The sequence below is a fragment of the Labrenzia sp. THAF191a genome, from assembly GCF_009363335.1.
In the GTDB taxonomy this organism is placed as follows: domain Bacteria; phylum Pseudomonadota; class Alphaproteobacteria; order Rhizobiales; family Stappiaceae; genus Roseibium; species Roseibium algicola.
Map to the genome: position 1 here is coordinate 4,169,172 of NZ_CP045333.1, position 17,775 is coordinate 4,186,946.

Below are 17,775 nucleotides of genomic sequence, written 5' to 3' on the forward strand. Positions count from 1 at the left end.
TTTTTATCAGTTCTGGAGTGCTTCAGCTCAGACCGGCTTCAGGAGCACGTGCTTTTTCTTGCCGAGCGACAGTTTGACGATGCCGTCGCCGGTCAGATCAGCAAGCGTGATCTGGCGCTTGTCGTCCTGCTCGCCCTTGTCGTTGATCTTGACCGCGCCACCCTTGATGTTGCGGCGGACATCTCCATTCGAGGCGCACAGGCCTGCGCTCACAAACGCGGAGAGCACACCGATGCCGGCTTCCAGATCGGCCTTGGCAATTTCCACCGTCGGCAGGCCTTCGGCGGATTGGCCTTCTTCAAATGCCCTGCGGGCGGTCTCGGCAGCAGCTTCAGCGTTTTCCCGACCATGGATCAGGGCAGTCGCTTCCGTTGCCAGTATCTTCTTGGCCTCGTTGATCTCCGAGCCTTGCAGTGCCGCAAGACGGGCGATTTCGTCCATCGGAAGAACTGTGAAGAGCTTCATGAAACGCTCCACGTCGGCGTCTTCCGTGTTACGCCAGTACTGCCAATAGTCATAGGCGGAAAGCTGCTCTTCGTTGAGCCACACAGCGCCGGCGGCAGTCTTGCCCATCTTTGCACCCGACGACGTGGTCAGAAGCGGAGAGGTGAGGGCAAAGGCTTCGACTTCTGCCAGACGGCGAACGAGATCGGTGCCGGACAGGATGTTGCCCCACTGGTCGGAGCCGCCCATCTGTAGCCGGCAGCCGGTGCGACGGTAAATCTCCAGATAGTCGTAGCCCTGCAGGAGCATGTAGTTGAATTCGAGGAAGGACAGATGCTGTTCGCGTTCCAGACGCAGGCGCACACTGTCGCGCTGGATCATCTGGTTGACCGAGAAGTGGCGGCCGATGTCGCGAAGGAAGTCAACGTAATTGAGCTTCAGAAGCCAGTCCGCATTGTCCAGCATTATGGCGTCTGTCGGGCCGTCACCGAAGGTGAGAAGTTTTTCGAAGACCTTGCGAATGCCGGCCTTGTTGTCCTCGATCAGCTCTTCGGTGAGCATCTTGCGGGATTCGTCCTTGCCGGACGGATCACCGACGCGCGTGGTGCCGCCACCCATGAGGGCAATCGGCCGGTGGCCGGTCTTCTGGAACCAGTGCAGCATCATGATCGGCACGAGAGACCCGGCATGAAGGCTCGGTGCGGTGCAATCGAAACCAATGTAGGCCGTTACGGTTTCTTTCGCGCACAGCTCGTCCAGGCCCTTTGGGTCCGAGATCTGATGAATGAAACCGCGTTCTGAAAGAACGTTTAGAAAGTCCGATTTGAACTCGCTCATAGTCGCCTGTCCGTCCGTCTTGTGTGCCTGCCGGCATTCCTGCGGTCGTGCTCTAGCGCGTGCCGCAGGACTTGTAAATTGCGCCTGCCGGAAAATCAGGACGCTGCAGCGCTCTGCCGCTGGTTAATTGCCGACCTGGCCGTTGGCGCGCACCTTCACACAGACGAATTTCAATTCGCCCCCCTCCCAGGCAAGGCGCATGCCTTCCGAGAGTGTCCGCGGAACGGCTTCACTCAAGGCAGCCTGACATTCCGCTTCATCCTGAAACGTGCCTTCATCGGCGACCGCCCAGACATTGGGACCGCTCAAAAGCTGAATGGATACGGCCATAATCACCCACATGGATAGCTCCTACTTTCTTGTGAGACCCCTGGTCCCGGACATTTTCCCAACACACTCCGGCACACACCCTGGCGAAAGTGACGCAGCGTGATCACAGTCACAGCCAACATAGCAGGCGGCGCCTACATTCAATTCATCAGCAGCGCAACGAAAGCCGCTGTTCAACAATTGAAAGGAGCCGTCATGTTTCGCAAGTTTGCAATAGCCGCCGTCGCAGTCGCCACCATGGCAACCGCTGCCGTCACCATTACCCCGAACGAAGCTCATGCCAAGAACCGTCGTGGTGGCGCGATCGCCGCAGGTGCCATCATCGGCCTTGCTGCCGGCGCTATCATCGCCTCCCAGGCTCAGCCGCGCTACTACCAGCCGGTCCGCTGCCAGAACCGGCCGGTGACCCGCTGGAGCCCTTACCATGGTCGGTATATCGTCGTTGGTTACCAGCGTGTCTGTTACTGATCTCATCCACCGCACAAGCGAATGGCCTCCTTCGGGAGGCTTTTTCGTCTTGAGATTTGGTTGAACCTCCTTTTCAACACGGGACAGTGAAATCATTCGTCCGGTGTTCCATGTCTTCCTTTCCCTCGCTCTCTCCCTCTCGCGTTCATGGCCTCATATGCGGCACTCTGGAACCCGGCCCCCTGAATACCCTTGCGGACATCGATGGTATTGCGGTTGGGCACAAAACCGTGTGCGACGGCGACCTCAGAACCGGTTTCACGGCAATCGTGCCGCACTCGGGCAATCTCTTTCGCGAGAAACTTCCTGCCGCCGTCGAGGTGATCAACGGCTTCGGGAAAAGTGCTGGTTTGGTACAGGTCGACGAACTCGGGACGCTGGAAACCCCGATCCTGCTGACCAACACCTTTGGCGTTGGCACCGGTGTGAATGCGCTCATCCGCAGGGCAATTGACGAAAATCCCGAAATAGGCCGTTCCACAGGCACGATCAATCCTGTGGTGATGGAGTGCAATGACGGCTACCTGAGCGATATACAGGCAATGGCCTTGAGCGAAGCCGATGCGGAAGCGGCTCTGAAGGCTGCAGGTTCGAAGGTGGAGCAGGGCAGTGTCGGGGCAGGGACGGGCATGAGCGCGTTCGGCTTCAAAGGCGGTATCGGTTCGGCCTCGCGCGTCTTTGAGCTTGGAGGCCGTCAGCACAGACTTGCCGCCCTGGTGCTTGCCAATTTCGGTCGCCCCGGAGACCTTGTCCTGCCGGATGGACGCAGACCGCATCCCAAGGAGGCGCGCCATAGCGAAGAACGCGGTTCGGTCATCGTTGTTCTGGCGACAGATGTGCCTCTTGAAAGCCGGCAACTGAAACGCATTGCCCGCAGGGCCGGGGCGGGTTTGGCGCGGCTGGGTGCCTACTATGGCAATGGAAGCGGCGATATCGCACTTGCCTTTTCAACTGCCTGCAAGATTGCCCATTTCGAGGAGAGCGATTTCATCGCTCGCGATATTCTCAAGGAAGACAAGATCGATGTCCTGTTTCAGGCAGCAGCTGAAACGACGCAGGAGGCCGTACTCAATGCGATGATCGCGTCTCCCGCCATGCGTGGGCGGGGGCGTAGCAAACGGCCGTCTCTTGCCGATTGGCTTGATGGGCGCGCCTAAGTCGCTCGCGATTTTCTCGCGCGGCTTGTCGGACTGGCCAAGGCTGCTTGTGGAATTGTCGGTGGTAACCAACTCACTTTTGCGCTGAGACATGGAAAGAGGGTTGCTTGGAAAACAAAAAGGCCGGGCAAATGCCCGGCCTTTCCGCTTGTTTGAACCCGAAGGGATCAGACAGAGTAGTACATGTCGAATTCGACCGGGTGCGGGGTCATTTCGAAACGCTCGACTTCTTCCATCTTCAGTTCGATGTAAGCGTCGATCTGGTCGTCGTCGAACACGCCTCCGGCTTTCAGGAACTCACGGTCTGCATCGACTGCTTCCAGTGCTTCGCGCAGGGAGCCGCAAACGGTCGGGATTTCTGCAAGCTCTTCGGCCGGAAGGTCGTAGAGGTTCTTGTCCATCGCGTCGCCCGGGTGGATCTTGTTCTTGATCCCGTCGAGGCCGGCCATCAGCAGGGCGGAGAAGCAGAGGTACGGGTTCGCGGACGGATCCGGGAAGCGAACTTCAACGCGCTTAGCCTTCGGAGAGGCGGTGAACGGAATACGGCAGGAAGCCGAACGGTTACGCGAGGAATAGGCCAGCAGAACCGGTGCTTCGTAGCCCGGGACCAGACGCTTGTAGGAGTTGGTCGACGGGTTGGTGAAGGCGTTCAGGGCCTTGGCGTGCTTCAGGATGCCGCCGATGAAGTACAGGCAGCTTTCCGAAAGGTCGGCATACTGGTTGCCGGCAAAGGTCGGCTCGCCGTTGTTCCAGATGGACAGGTGGCAGTGCATGCCGGTGCCGTTGTCACCGAATACCGGCTTCGGCATGAAGGTGGACGTCTTGCCGTAGGCATGTGCGACCTGGTGGACGACATACTTGTACTTCTGCATGTTGTCGGCGCAACGGGTCAGGTGATCGAACTTCATGCCGAGTTCGTGCTGTGCAGCAGCCACTTCGTGGTGATGCTTTTCGGTCGGAACGCCCATTTCGGCCATGACGGACAGCATTTCGGAACGGATGTCCTGTGCGCTGTCGATCGGCGGAACCGGGAAGTAGCCGCCCTTGGTGCGCGGACGGTGGCCCAGGTTGCCGGTTTCGTACTCGGAACCCATGTTGGACGGCAGTTCGGAGCTGTCGAGCATGAAGCCGGTGTTATACGGGTCGGCAGTGAAGCGGACGTCGTCGAACATGAAGAATTCAGCTTCCGGGCCGACGAAAATGGTGTCGCCGAAGCCGCCGGACTTCACGTAGGCTTCTGCCTTCTTCGCGGTCATGCGCGGATCGCGGTTGTAGCCTTCACCGGTGACCGGGTCGACGATGTCGCAGAAGATCGCCATGGTGGACTGTGCGAAGAACGGGTCGATGTGTGCGGATTCCGGATCCAGGATCAGCATCATGTCGGACTCGTTGATGGCCTTCCAGCCTGCGATTGACGAGCCGTCGAATGCGACGCCTTCAGCAAACATGTCTTCGTCAACGAGTACTACGTCCATGGTGACGTGCTGCATTTTACCCTTAGGATCGGTAAAGCGCAGGTCGACGAATTTCACGTCTTTTTCCTGAATCTCCTTAAGGATTTCAGCGGCAGTGGTCATAATGTCCATCCCTTTAGTTTTTCATGTGAACGGTTGGGTACTGTTCCGGCCCGGCAGAGTGTCTTAAATTTGGCTCCGTTGCGTGGGACCGGAATTCGGATTGCCGGCGAGTGCCGGAATGGGTGGGTCAGATAGCGTCTATGCCGGATTCACCGGTACGGATACGGACTGCTTCTTCGATGTTTGAAACGAAAATCTTGCCGTCGCCAATGCGGCCTGTTTGCGCAGCGGATCTGATTGCGTCAACGGCTTTCTCGACCATGTCGTCGCCAAGTACAATTTCCACTTTCACCTTGGGCAGGAAATCCACGACATATTCAGCGCCGCGATAGAGTTCCGTGTGGCCTTTCTGACGGCCGAAGCCCTTGGCTTCCGTAACGGTGATGCCCTGGAGACCGACCTCTTGCAGAGCTTCTTTGACCTCGTCCAACTTGAAGGGTTTGATGATCGCTTCGATCTTTTTCATCACCTTGTGTCTCTCTCCACTTTTAAGGCCGGATAATTTCGGCGTGCCCTTTTCCGATCCTGCGGGACAAAACGACCCGGTCGGGCCCGGAAGGGACCGTTGCAAGCTATAAAGCACGATGTGTGCCAAACGGCCATGACAACCCGTAAATTTTACCCGCGCTGGGAAATCCGCCACTAAAAGCGGCAAATTCAATCAGCGGGGTGGTGGTCAGTCGCCTATCCCATTTGTCATATGATCACGAAATAAGCAAAGAGCCTAAAAAATAGGCTGAATTTTAGCAATCGGATGAGATTGCCCTGCGCAGCGGTTGCATGATTTTGCACAATCTCAAGTCAATCGACGGTTCCAACCGGCGTCGCTGGGTGCGTTGCTCTGATGTATGGGCAGTTCCTGGCTGATTTCCGGATTGAGGAACCATCCCCGCCCTTACGCGTTGCAGAAGAACTGGAATATGGAGACGGCTATGCTTTTCTACGCTTTGGCTGTGGTGGCCATTGCTCTCGTTGCGGGTTTGTTCGGGTTTTTTGGAATGGCGGGCGTGTCGGCTTCGATTGCACAAATCTTGATCGGGCTGTTCCTTGCAGTTTTTGTGCTTTCCCTGATTGCGGGCATGCTACGAAGGTAGTCACGAATATCCTGGACCCACGAAACGCCATCGGGGTTCGCGTCTTTTGAGCTTTATGTGAGGTTATCCGTGCGCAGGCTCACATGGCATAATGCCAGCCAGTCTGATGAGCAGCTTCGAGAATATCTCATTCTCGCATTGCTTCGTTCGCGTGCCTGCGTCACCTTGCAGGACGACGCGCTTCAATACCTTTATATCGCGAACTTGCCTCACATATGGTCGGTGCCCGAGGGAGAGACCCCGAAGGACGAAACGGTCTTCGGTCATTCCGTGGGCAGGCAGCTCGACGACGCCAAGAAGGTAGTGCTGGAGACGGGGCGGTCGGAAAAGCTCGAGGTGATGGCTGAAGGAGGCCACGTTTTCGAGATCCATATCGAAACGATTTCCGGTGTTGAAGGCATCAACCAGGTGCTGACAACCATTGTCGATGTTACGGAAAGCCGCCGACGAGAGCAGGCGCTCAAGGATTTGCTGCTGGAAGTCAGTCACAGATCGAAGAACCTTTTGGCTGTCATCCAGAGCCTGGCAGGCCAGTCCGCTCGCTACGCCGGGTCTCTCGAGCAGTTTCTTGCCGAGTTTCAGGGGCGGATCTTTTCCCTTTCAAATTCGCAGGATCTCGTGACGGAATCCGACTGGTTCGGTGTTCGCCTGTTCGATCTTGCCCGAGCTCAACGCGCGCTGTTTGATTCAAAGCGGGTCATTCCCATTTCCATGACGGGCGAAAACCCTTTGCTGACCCCCAATGCTGCGCTTTACATCGGCCTGGGCTTGCATGAATTGATCGCCGCAACACTGGTCGTCGGCAGGGCTTCGGCTGACGAGGGAATATTGCTCACCTGCAAAACGGTGATGAGGCAGGGCCGGTTGTGCCTCGTTGTCAACTGGAATGCAGGAGAGAGGGGCGGGGTAGACACCAAAGAGGCACTTGCCGCAGGTGAAGCAGGTGGTGACAGGACCGCATTTTCCGCCTTGCTGCTTGAAACAGTGCTGCCGCAATCCTTGAGCGGCTCTGGCGAATTGAGCATCTCGCCTGACGGAATAGATTACAGCATGGTGTTTCCGAAGACTGAGTACAACGTTCGGCGGGAGATGGGTGAAGACCTGCTCCGGGCCTGAATTCTGCGTTCAAATTCTTCACTGCTCGCAGTAACTCATTCGGCTGATCGACGGTTGCAGGGCCTTCTCGGAATGGTTGTTTTAGAATACTTCAATGAATATTGAAATTAACAAATGTTATGATGATATTTTGAAATTTGTTGTTGGTTCTACAGGTGATTTTTGTTGCTTGCATCGTGAAAACTTCCTAATTCTGTTTTCTCCATACCTTCTTCCCGGATCAGGCCCGCGGCGATGAAAAGACACATTCCCCTTCTTGTGTTCGTGATAAGTGCCGCTATCGGCCTGTCGCTGACCTACGTCATTCTGGACAGGGAGCGAGCGGTTGAGCGGCGGGAATTCGAGATACTCGCAGAAGAGGCGGTCGACCGGATCCGCGGGCGCACCGAGCAGAACTTTTCTCTCATTGCAGCGACGCATTCGTTTTTCGAGGCGGATGGCGGAGCCATGTCGAGGGCCAAATTCCAGAGCTTTGCCCTTGGTTTGTTCCTGAAGGGGCATTTGTCCGGCATGCAGGGTATCGGCTTTGCCAAGCTGATGCAGACCGGCAGGGAAGATGAGGCAAGCCTGGCATTGCAGCAGAATTACGAACTGGAACGTCAGGTCTGGCCCGAGACGGACCAGGAACATCGGACCCCCATCATACTGCTTGAACCGCTAGACCTGCGAAACAAGGCTGCACTCGGCTTCGACATGTTCAGTGACGAAACCCGCCGCAAGGCCATGCTGGCGTCGGCAGACACCTTCACCGTCAAGGCATCGGCCCCAGTCATGCTGGTTCAGGAAATCACGGAGGAGAAGCAGACGGGATTCCTGGCGTACCTCCCGCTGGCAAGTGAAGAAGAAGCTGCCGGAGAAAAACTGAACGGCGAAGAAAGCATCCAGGGCTTTGTATATGCGCCTTTCCGTGCCGGGGATCTGCACAAGGCTGCCCTGACTTCTCCAACCCCGGTACCGGTTCTTGTCAACACGACCGACGTGACGGACGAGCAGCCGGAGCACCTGTACACCTCTGAAGACTATGAAGCGCGCGCCGCGGAAGCTGAAAATCTCGTGACACGGCAGATAGAAGTCGGCGGACGGGTTTGGGAGATCTCCGTTATCGAAGCCGCTTCAAAGGACAACGCCTTTCTTTATTGGCGCACCTTCATGCTTGGTTCGATATCTCTGCTGTTTTCCGCTGCGCTCGCGGTCTCGATTCGCTCCCGCCTGCGGGCGAGGGAGGCCAATCAGCGCCTGAAGGAAATGTCTGAAAAGACGATCCAGGAAAAGGATCTGATGCTTCAGGAAATGAAGCACCGGATCAAGAATTCAATTGCCCGCATTCTCGCGATTGCTCGCCAGACCGCCGGGGCCTCCGAAAGCCTGGAGGAATTCAATGATTCGTTCAGCTCTCGGCTGCAGGCAATGGCGAATGCACAGGATCTGTTGACCCGGTCCAGGTGGTCGAAAGCCGACCTGAAGGCATTGCTTCTGCAGGAACTGGAGCAGGTCTTTGGTGAGGGGGCAAAGGGCATCAAGCTTGCAGGACCGGCCGTTCAACTGAACGAGACCGGCACCCATGCGCTCGGTCTGGTGTTTCACGAGCTTGCAACGAACGCGATGAAATATTCCGATGTCTTTGCTGATGACGGACGCTTCGAGGTTATCTGGAAAGTCCTGCCGGCCAAAAAAGGCAAGCAGCTTGAGCTCGACTGGCTTGAGGAGACCGGAAAAGTGATTGAAGCTCCGAAAAATTTCGGCTTCGGCAGCAGGCTCATGGAAGCGCTGGTGGCTGGCGAGATGAATGGCAAGATCGATCGGCAGTTCACCGAGAAGGGTGTTGCCATTCGGATTTCCGTGCCTCTGGTCTGAGAATCGGCTGCTGGGCCATGATTTGCCCGAGTGCATTCTCAAGCGCCGTTTGAACATGGAAGGGACTGCCTAAAAATGAGCCAGCATGGCACGGCCCAGGATTATGAGTTGCTGACGCCGCAGGAGATGGCGAAAGCCGATCGACTGAGCATTGAGGGTGGTGTTCCAGGTATCGAACTCATGGAGCGTGCCGGCCAGGCTGTGGCACGTGCTGCGGCGCGGATGGTTCCCGCTTCAGGTCGGATAGTCATTCTATGCGGTCCCGGCAACAATGGCGGTGACGGTTTCATTGCGGCGCGGTGTCTGGCGTCAGCCGGATACTGCGTTGATGTCAGGTTGCTCAAAGCGCCCGACGCTCTGAAGGGAGATGCGCTTGAAGCCTTTCGGCGCATGGGGCTTTCTTCTGTTCTCGCTGTTGAGGGCGATCATGTCGCGGGCGATCTAGGCGCTTTATTGGATGGCGCCGATCTGATCGTGGATGCTCTCTTCGGGGCAGGGCTGGACCGCGCTTTAGATGGTGCTGCCGAAGCTTTGGTGAAAGCTGTCAACAAGTGTGGCGCATCTGTACTTTCCGTAGATCTTCCATCCGGAGTTCAAGGCGCAGACGGTGTTGTCTGTGGCGAGGCTGTCAGTGCGCAAGAGACGGTCACGTTCTTTCGGCAAAAGCCGGGGCATTTGCTTTATCCCGGTCGTCAAGCCTGTGGCTGGGTTACTGTTGCGCAGATTGGCATCGATGTAACCGTTCTCGATCAAATCGTGCCCGACACTTTCGTCAACGGGCCGGACCTCTGGTTTGACCATTGGCCACAAGTCGCACCGACCGGTCACAAGTATTCCAAGGGGCATGCGGTTGTCTTTGGCGGTCCGGTCACGGCAACCGGTGCTGCGCGGTTGTCGGCTGGCGCTGCGCTGCGGGCGGGGGCGGGGCTCGTAACATTGGCGTCGCCGCCGGATGCGCTTTTGGTCAATGCAAGCCATCTGACGGCGGTAATGCTGAAGAAGGTTGCCTCTGAAAACGGTATTCGCGATCTCTTGTCGGACAAGCGCCTCAACGCGGTACTGATCGGTCCGGGCTATGGTGTTGGTGAAAAGACCCGATCGGCGGTAGCGGAGATTCTGGACTGTAACCGGGCAAGCGTATTCGATGCCGATGGTCTGACGAGTAGTGCCGTTGATCGCGCTCCGTTTTTCGAAAGCATCAGGTCGCATAAGGAACCGGTCGTTCTGACGCCGCATGAGGGAGAGTTTGCTCGCCTTTTCCCGGAACTTGCAGGTAGCAAGCTGACCCGTGCCAGGGAAGCAGCACGAATGTCCGGCGCAGTCGTGATTCTGAAGGGGCCGGACAGCGTTGTCGCTGCGCCGGATGGGCGTGCGGCAATCAATTGCAACGCACCTCCATGGCTTGCAACAGCCGGGTCTGGTGATGTGCTTGCCGGAATTGTAGTCGGTCTGCTTGCGCAGGGTGTTACCGGCTTCGAGGCGGCCGCAATGGCCGTCTGGCTACATGGCGAAGCTGGCCGGGAGGCCGGGCCGGGGCTGATCGCAGAAGATCTTGAGAGTGCCCTGAAACCCGTGCTTCGCGCACTTGTGGAGAAATCCGATTTACGGTGAGGCAGGGCGCTGCTTTTTCCTTTGACGGGAAAATCAGCGATGCTATAGAGGCCCCGCTTCAATCGCAGGGTGGTTTGCCACTTGTTGCGACGCGGATGTGGTGAAATTGGTAGACACGCCAGATTTAGGTTCTGGTGCCGCAAGGCGTGGGGGTTCAAGTCCCTCCATCCGCACCATTCTTCAAAATGATTTTCATCCTGTGCGCGTTCGGCGCTTGTCGTTCGACGTTGTGCTTTTTGTCGAGAACCCTCGTATTTGGTCGCCGGGTTTTGATCACCAAGTGTCAGGCCTGGTGGGGCACCGTTGACTGTGCGGAGTTGTTGCGCAGCGCAAATTTGCGCGCCGTGTGACTTCAGCAGTGCGGGCCGGTCTGGTCAGGCTCTGGCCATACTCCGGTTTGGCGTGGTCTGGTATCAGGCTGTCAACGTCGGTGACGGGGAGCGGTTCTTAACCGCAGGCCGGCGAGGTTGGCGGAATTGGCTTCCGGCTCCTGGAAGAGACCAAATCACTTGGTTGAAAGAGCTGATTTTAGGCGATTTACGCCAGCAAAACCCCGCTCTCCCCTTGACACTTTCGGGCCTACGCAGTATCGCGCTCCCATCGTGCGTCTTGGAGTCTCTTCAAGGCGATGCATGGCCGTTTGAACGCTTCCGGCAAAAGGGGAGTGCAGGCGATGTGGCACACGGGATTTTAAAAACGAAACCTCCGGGGCGGATTGCCGCTCGGGACCGAGGACGACAAAACCCATGCAGGTAACCGAAACCCTCTCCGAGGGCCTCAAGCGTGAGCTGAAAATCGACATTCCGGCTGGTGATCTCGCCGCCAAGCTCGACGATTACATGGCCGACCTGAAATCCAAGGCCAACATCAAGGGCTTCCGCCCTGGCAAGGTTCCGCTCGCCCATCTGAAAAAGATGTATGGCCGTCAGGCCATGGCCGAGATCCTGTCGAACACCATCCAGGAAACCACCCAGAAGGCTGTTGAGGAGCGCTCCGAGCGCCCGGCTCTGACCCCGGAAATCGATCTGCCGGAAGAAGATGCTGAAAAGATCATGGCTGGTGACGCCGATCTTTCCTTCAAGATGACCTACGACATTCTGCCGAGCTTCGAGATCGTTGATTTCGCCGGTATCGAAATCGAGCGTCCGGTCGTTGAAATCGCTGAAGAAGAAGTCGACGAGCAGGTTTCCCAGATCGCCAAGAACAACGCACCGTTCGATGCGAAAGACGGCGCTGCTGCAGATGGCGACCGCGTGACCATGTCCTACCTGGGCAAGATCGACGGCGAGCCTTTTGAGGGCGGTGCCGACGAGAACGGCATGCTGGTTCTGGGTTCCGGTCAGTTCATCCCGGGCTTCGAAGAGCAGCTTGTTGGCGTGAAGGCTGGCGACGAGAAGGTCATTGAAGTGTCCTTCCCGGAAGAATATCCGGCTGCACATCTGGCCGGCAAGGCTGCCACCTTCGACATCGTCGTCAAGGAAGTTGCCGCACCGGGTGAAGCCAAGGTCGACGACGAGTTCGCTAAGAACCTCGGCCTTGAGTCTCTCGACAAGCTGAAGGAAATCGTCCGCGGCCAGATCGAGGGCCAGTTCGGTCAGATGACCCGCCAGCGCGTGAAGCGTCAGCTGCTCGACAAGCTGGACGAGCACTATTCGTTTGATCTGCCGGAAAAACTGCTGAACTCCGAGTTCGACGTTGTCTGGCGCCAGGTCGAAGAAGACATGAAGCGCAACGAGAAGACCTTCGAAGACGAAGAGACCACGGAAGAAGAAGCGAAGGCGGAATACCGCAAGATCGCTGAGCGCCGTGTTCGTCTCGGCCTGGTTCTGTCCGAAATCGGTGAGCAGAACAACATCCAGGTGACCGACGAAGAACTGCAGCGCGCTCTTTACGACCGCGTCCGCCAGTTCCCGGGCCAGGAACAGCAGGTGTTCGAATTCTACAAGAACAACCAGCAGGCTCTGGCTTCCCTGCGTGCGCCGATCTACGAAGAAAAGGTCGTCGACTTCATGCTGGAACTCGCCAAGGTGACCGACAAGACGGTGACCAAGGAAGAGCTGGAGAAGCTGGTCGCCGAGGAAGAAGACGAGGCTTAAGGTCAATCCGCTTTCGGGGGAATGCTCTCGAAAGCGGCCAGATTGGCTGGTCGGTTTTCCCGTCTATCCCCAGATGTGGCCGCAGATTTAACCTTGCATTCACGCCGCATCTGTCATGACTTTGCGTTGAGGGCGACATCCCATATATACGGGGTGTCGCTTTTTTCGAGTCAGGCCCTGAATCGATGCGCTTCATGGCCTGTTTCCTGCCCGGAGATCCTCCGGGCAACATCTCAAGCATATGGATGAGGTATGAAGGATCCTGTCGATATCTACATGAACACTCTCGTGCCGATGGTTGTCGAGCAGACCAACCGGGGAGAGCGGGCCTTCGATATCTATTCGCGCCTGCTGAAGGAGCGCATCATCTTCCTGACCGGCCCGGTCGAGGATCACGTGGCAACCCTGGTAAGCGCGCAGCTTCTGTATCTGGAAGCTGAAAACCCGACCAAAGAGATCGCGATCTACATCAATTCGCCAGGAGGTCTCGTGACCTCCGGTCTTGCGATCTATGACACCATGCAGTTCATCCGCCCGGCTGTGTCGACGCTCTGCATCGGCCAGGCAGCCTCCATGGGCTCGCTTCTTCTTGCCGCAGGCGAGAAAGACATGCGCTATATCCTGCCGAACGCGCGGGTCATGGTGCACCAGCCGTCCGGCGGGTTCCGCGGTCAGGCTGCCGACATCATGCTTCATGCACAGGAAATCCTGGCCATGAAGCGACGGCTGAATGAAATCTACGTGAAACACACCGGACGCACCCTCGACCAGGTCGAGGAGGCACTGGAACGTGACAACTTCATGACCGCTGACAAAGCAAAGGAATTCGGGATCGTCGACAAGGTGATCACCGACCGCAACACGCTTGGCGGCGACGAAGAGAAGTGAGGGACTTACCCGGCTTTAATCATGGATTGAATTTCCACGCTTAAAGCCGGAAAATCCCCAGGTGATGCCGGGTTTTCATCTTCGCCTTAAACCTATATTGATTTTTAATGGCGAAGCATGATGACATTACATGGTGAGGTGGCGACTGTGCGCCGCTTCAGAACCGGTTCAGTCATAATTTGGCCGCAACCGGAGAGATAAGGGGAAACACTCCCCGTAAACGCGAGGTTGACTACATGACCAAGGCCAGCGGCAGCGATTCCAAGAATACGCTTTACTGCTCCTTCTGCGGCAAGAGCCAGCATGAGGTTCGCAAGCTGATCGCCGGCCCGACTGTTTTCATTTGCGATGAATGTGTCGAGCTGTGCATGGATATCATTCGCGAGGAGAACAAATCCTCGCTGGTGAAGTCACGGGACGGGATCCCGACCCCTCAGGAAATTCGCGACGTTCTGGATGACTATGTCATCGGGCAGGGCAGCGCGAAGAAGGTTCTATCGGTCGCCGTTCACAACCATTACAAGCGCCTCAATCACGCATCGAAAAACAACGATGTCGAGCTGGCGAAATCCAACATCCTTCTGGTCGGCCCGACCGGTTGCGGCAAGACCCTGCTTGCGCAGACCCTTGCCCGCATTCTGGACGTGCCTTTCACCATGGCTGATGCGACCACGCTGACCGAAGCCGGTTACGTGGGTGAGGACGTTGAAAATATCATCCTGAAGCTGCTGCAGTCCGCCGACTACAACGTCGAGCGCGCGCAGCGCGGCATCGTATACATCGATGAGGTCGACAAGATCAGCCGCAAGGCTGACAACCCGTCGATCACCCGCGATGTTTCGGGCGAAGGTGTGCAGCAGGCACTTCTGAAGATCATGGAAGGCACCGTTGCTTCCGTGCCGCCTCAGGGCGGCCGCAAGCATCCGCAGCAGGAATTCCTGCAGGTGGACACGACCAACATCCTGTTCATCTGTGGCGGCGCCTTTGCGGGCCTCGACAAGATCATTTCCGATCGTGGCACGCAGACCTCCATCGGTTTCAAAGCGCAGGTCCATGCACCGGAAGACCGCCGGATCGGCGAACTCTTCTCGGTACTTGAGCCGGAAGATCTGCTCAAATTCGGCCTTATCCCCGAATTCGTCGGTCGTCTGCCGGTCATCGCGACCCTGGAAGACCTCGACGAGGAAGCCCTGGTTACGATCCTGACGGAGCCGAAGAACGCTCTAGTCAAGCAGTACCAGCGTCTTTTCGAAATGGAACAGGTGGAACTGTCCTTCCACGAGGAGGCCCTCAAGGCGATCGCTCGCCGGGCCATCGAACGCAAGACCGGTGCGCGCGGCCTGCGCTCGATCCTCGAAGCCATCCTGCTCGATACGATGTACGAGCTGCCTGGCCTGAAGGGTGTCAAGGAAGTCGTGATCTCTCCGGAAGTCGTGAAGGGCGAGGCACGCCCGCTCTATATTTACGAAGACCGGGAAGAAACGTCGGCTACCAGCGCCTGAGGCACTGAAGGCTGTTTCAAGAAACCGTGAATAAATGCCGCTCAACTTGAGCGGCATTTTGTTTTTGGGCGGTCATGCACCTGTTCGGGGCCGTTTTCCACCGGTGCAATGAGTCGTCAACAGACAAGACTTGTGGGCAGCAACCGATTGCCTTGACACCGGCAGGTCTGGTGTCCACCTAATAGACCTAAGGACGGCTTATGCGGATTGTCGGCGCGCCCATCTGGGGTGCCGTGGTCTGGCCTTCAGGACCTTCCGGTTCGGAGCCGTTTTCCAGTGTTTTGGCTGCCTTTTACCGAGTGGGGCCGGGACACGCTGAGAAAGGAAAAAAAATGAGCGACGCAGAAATTCGCGCCACAGATCAGGACAGCACGTCTGTCTACCCCGTCTTGCCCCTGCGCGACATCGTTGTCTTCCCGCATATGATCGTGCCGCTGTTTGTCGGCCGCGAGAAGTCAATCAAGGCGCTCGAAGAGGTGATGACCACCGACAAGCACATTCTTCTGGCGACACAGATGAATGCAGCTGACGACGATCCCAAGCCCGACCAGATCTACAATGTCGGCACGCTCGCGACCGTGCTGCAGCTTCTCAAGCTGCCCGACAATACGGTCAAGGTTCTGGTGGAAGGCGGTGCACGTGCACAGATCGGCGAATACACCGACCGTGCCGACTATTTCGAAGCCTCCGCAACGGTTCTGCCGGAGCGTGATGGCGAGAACATCGAAGTGGAAGCGCTTGCGCGCTCGGTCGTGTCCGAGTTCGAGAACTACGTGAAACTGAACAAGAAGGTTTCGCCGGAAGTTCTGGGCGCGATCAACCAGATCGACGATTATTCCAAGCTCGCCGACACGGTAGCTTCCCATCTTGCGATCAAGATTCCGGAAAAGCAGGAAATCCTTGGCGTCGTTTCCGTCGCCGAGCGGCTTGAGCGTGTCCTGGGCATGATGGAGAGCGAAATCTCCGTCCTGCAGGTGGAAAAGCGCATCCGTTCCCGCGTCAAGCGGCAGATGGAGAAGACCCAGCGCGAGTACTATCTGAATGAGCAGATGAAGGCCATTCAGAAGGAGCTTGGCGACAGCGAGGACGGCCGTGACGAGGTTGCCGAACTCGAAGACAAGATCAAGAAGACCAAGCTGACCAAGGAAGCACGCGAACGCGCTGCGGCCGAAATCAAGAAGCTGAAACAGATGAGCCCGATGTCCGCGGAAGCGACCGTCGTGCGGAACTATCTGGATTGGCTGATCGGTATTCCGTGGAACAAGAAGTCCAAGGTCAAGCACGACCTGGCCTTCTCCGAAAAGGTCCTCGACACCGACCATTATGGCCTTGAAAAGGTCAAGGAACGGATCGTGGAGTATCTGGCGGTCCAGAGCCGGGCCAACAAGTTGCGTGGTCCGATCCTGTGTCTCGTTGGTCCTCCAGGCGTCGGCAAGACCTCGCTCGGCAAGTCGATTGCGAAGGCGACCGGCCGTGAATTCGTACGCATGTCGCTCGGCGGTGTGCGGGACGAAGCGGAAATCCGTGGTCACCGCCGCACCTACATCGGCTCGATGCCCGGCAAGGTCATTCAGTCGATGAAGAAGGCCAAGAAGTCCAATCCGCTGTTCCTGCTCGATGAAATCGACAAGATGGGCATGGACTTCCGCGGCGATCCGTCATCGGCTCTGCTGGAAGTGCTGGATCCGGAACAGAACTCGTCCTTCATGGACCACTATCTGGAGGTCGAATACGACCTTTCGGATGTGATGTTCGTGACCACGGCGAACACGCTGAACATTCCGGGCCCGCTGATGGACCGTATGGAAGTGATCCGCATTGCCGGTTACACGGAAGAGGAAAAGGTGGAAATCTGCCGCCGTCACCTCATCCCGAAAGCCGAGAAGGATCATGGCCTGCGCGAAGGTGAGTTCACCATCGAGGATGAAGCACTTCACTTCATCGTGCGCCGCTACACCCGCGAAGCCGGTGTGCGTAACCTTGAACGTGAAATGGCAACCCTGGCCCGTAAAGCGGTCAAGGACATCCTGATGAGCGACAAGGAAAGCATCACGGTGACCAGCGAGGTCGTTGAGAAATACCTTGGTGTGCCGCGGTATCGCTACGGCGAAGCCGAACTGGAAGACCAGGTCGGTGTGGTTACCGGCCTTGCCTGGACCGAAGTCGGCGGTGAGCTTCTCACCATCGAAGGCGTGATGATGCCCGGCAAGGGCAAGATGACCGTCACCGGCAACCTGAAGGACGTGATGAAGGAATCGATTTCTGCGGCGGCATCTTATGTCCGCTCGCGTGCGATCGATTACGGCATTGAACCGCCGACCTTCGAGAAGAAGGACATTCACGTTCACGTTCCGGAAGGGGCAACCCCGAAGGATGGTCCGTCCGCAGGTATCGCGATGGCTACGGCCGTGATCTCGACCATGACCGGCATTCCGGTTCGCCGGGACGTTGCCATGACCGGTGAAATCACCCTGCGCGGTCGCATCCTGCCGATCGGTGGTCTGAAGGAGAAGTTGCTTGCTGCCCTTCGTGGCGGAATCAAGCTGGTTATGATCCCGGAAGACAACGCCAAGGATCTGGCGGATATCCCGGACTCGGTCAAGAACTCGCTTGAGATCATCCCGGTTTCGGGCATGGAAGAAGTGCTGAAAAACGCTCTTGTCCGCTTGCCGGAGGCTATCGAATGGGATGAGTCAGCTCACGAAGCCGCAACCAAGGCGCGAGAAAAGGACGATGACACCTCCGGTGTTCTTGCCCACTAATCGCGACATTGCAGCGCACAAATTGGAAAGCCCCGGGAA

General features: G+C 57.2%; 14 protein-coding genes and 1 tRNA gene. 11 read left to right on the forward strand and 4 right to left on the reverse strand.

What is annotated here, in order from left to right; all coding sequences use genetic code 11:
• Positions 1 to 27 precede the first annotated feature (27 nt).
• Entirely contained in the window at positions 28 to 1,281 is a 1,254-nt protein-coding gene (gene tyrS, locus FIV05_RS19235) for a tyrosine--tRNA ligase (RefSeq protein WP_152510648.1), read from the reverse strand.
• 123 nt (positions 1,282 to 1,404) lie between these two features.
• Complete coding sequence (locus FIV05_RS19240) at positions 1,405 to 1,623, reverse strand: hypothetical protein (protein WP_152510649.1); 219 nt, start codon at positions 1,621 to 1,623, stop codon at positions 1,405 to 1,407.
• A 183-nt stretch (positions 1,624 to 1,806) separates the two neighbouring features.
• Here FIV05_RS19240 and FIV05_RS19245 point away from each other — a divergent pair, with 183 nt between their 5' ends.
• Together FIV05_RS19245 and FIV05_RS19250 are read left to right on the forward strand one after the other, a co-directional pair.
• A complete protein-coding gene (locus FIV05_RS19245) occupies positions 1,807 to 2,079 on the forward strand; it encodes a tyrosyl-tRNA synthetase (protein WP_152510650.1) in 273 nt (90 codons plus the stop codon).
• Positions 2,080 to 2,189: 110 nt separating this feature from the next.
• Complete coding sequence (locus FIV05_RS19250; RefSeq protein ID WP_152510651.1) at positions 2,190 to 3,236, forward strand: P1 family peptidase; 1,047 nt, start codon at positions 2,190 to 2,192, stop codon at positions 3,234 to 3,236.
• Between the two features lie 167 nt (positions 3,237 to 3,403).
• Here FIV05_RS19250 and glnA read toward each other — a convergent pair whose 3' ends face one another.
• Entirely contained in the window at positions 3,404 to 4,813 is a 1,410-nt protein-coding gene (gene glnA / locus FIV05_RS19255; protein WP_055656579.1) for a type I glutamate--ammonia ligase, read from the reverse strand.
• Between the two features lie 127 nt (positions 4,814 to 4,940).
• Positions 4,941 to 5,279 (reverse strand): P-II family nitrogen regulator, encoded by a 339-nt coding sequence (locus tag FIV05_RS19260; protein ID WP_006934743.1) that lies wholly within the window; start codon positions 5,277 to 5,279, stop codon positions 4,941 to 4,943.
• Positions 5,280 to 5,745: 466 nt separating this feature from the next.
• Here FIV05_RS19260 and FIV05_RS19265 point away from each other — a divergent pair, with 466 nt between their 5' ends.
• From FIV05_RS19265 to lon, 9 genes are all read left to right on the forward strand, one after another.
• On the forward strand, positions 5,746 to 5,907 hold the full coding sequence (locus tag FIV05_RS19265) for a DUF1328 family protein (RefSeq protein WP_082444556.1): 162 nt from the start codon (positions 5,746 to 5,748) through the stop codon (positions 5,905 to 5,907).
• Positions 5,908 to 5,976: 69 nt separating this feature from the next.
• A complete protein-coding gene (locus tag FIV05_RS19270; protein WP_152510652.1) occupies positions 5,977 to 7,023 on the forward strand; it encodes a sensor histidine kinase in 1,047 nt (348 codons plus the stop codon).
• A gap of 234 nt (positions 7,024 to 7,257) precedes the next feature.
• Positions 7,258 to 8,877, forward strand: coding sequence for a CHASE domain-containing protein (locus tag FIV05_RS19275; protein WP_152510653.1), 1,620 nt, complete (start codon positions 7,258 to 7,260; stop codon positions 8,875 to 8,877).
• A gap of 75 nt (positions 8,878 to 8,952) precedes the next feature.
• On the forward strand, positions 8,953 to 10,488 hold the full coding sequence (locus tag FIV05_RS19280; RefSeq protein ID WP_286202207.1) for an NAD(P)H-hydrate dehydratase: 1,536 nt from the start codon (positions 8,953 to 8,955) through the stop codon (positions 10,486 to 10,488).
• A gap of 91 nt (positions 10,489 to 10,579) precedes the next feature.
• A tRNA-Leu gene (locus FIV05_RS19285) sits at positions 10,580 to 10,664 on the forward strand.
• Positions 10,665 to 11,234: 570 nt separating this feature from the next.
• Complete coding sequence (tig, locus tag FIV05_RS19290; protein ID WP_055654535.1) at positions 11,235 to 12,584, forward strand: trigger factor; 1,350 nt, start codon at positions 11,235 to 11,237, stop codon at positions 12,582 to 12,584.
• A 252-nt stretch (positions 12,585 to 12,836) separates the two neighbouring features.
• The gene (locus FIV05_RS19295) at positions 12,837 to 13,472 is read left to right on the forward strand and encodes an ATP-dependent Clp protease proteolytic subunit (protein ID WP_022998420.1); all 636 of its coding nucleotides are present in this window, start codon (positions 12,837 to 12,839) and stop codon (positions 13,470 to 13,472) included.
• Between the two features lie 236 nt (positions 13,473 to 13,708).
• Positions 13,709 to 14,974 carry an ATP-dependent Clp protease ATP-binding subunit ClpX gene (gene clpX, locus FIV05_RS19300; protein ID WP_022998421.1) on the forward strand — a complete coding sequence of 422 codons (1,266 nt, stop codon included), beginning with the start codon at positions 13,709 to 13,711 and terminating at the stop codon, positions 14,972 to 14,974.
• Between the two features lie 332 nt (positions 14,975 to 15,306).
• Positions 15,307 to 17,736, forward strand: a complete 2,430-nt coding sequence (gene lon, locus FIV05_RS19305; protein ID WP_031268409.1) for an endopeptidase La — start codon at positions 15,307 to 15,309, stop codon at positions 17,734 to 17,736.
• Positions 17,737 to 17,775: the final 39 nt, after the last annotated feature.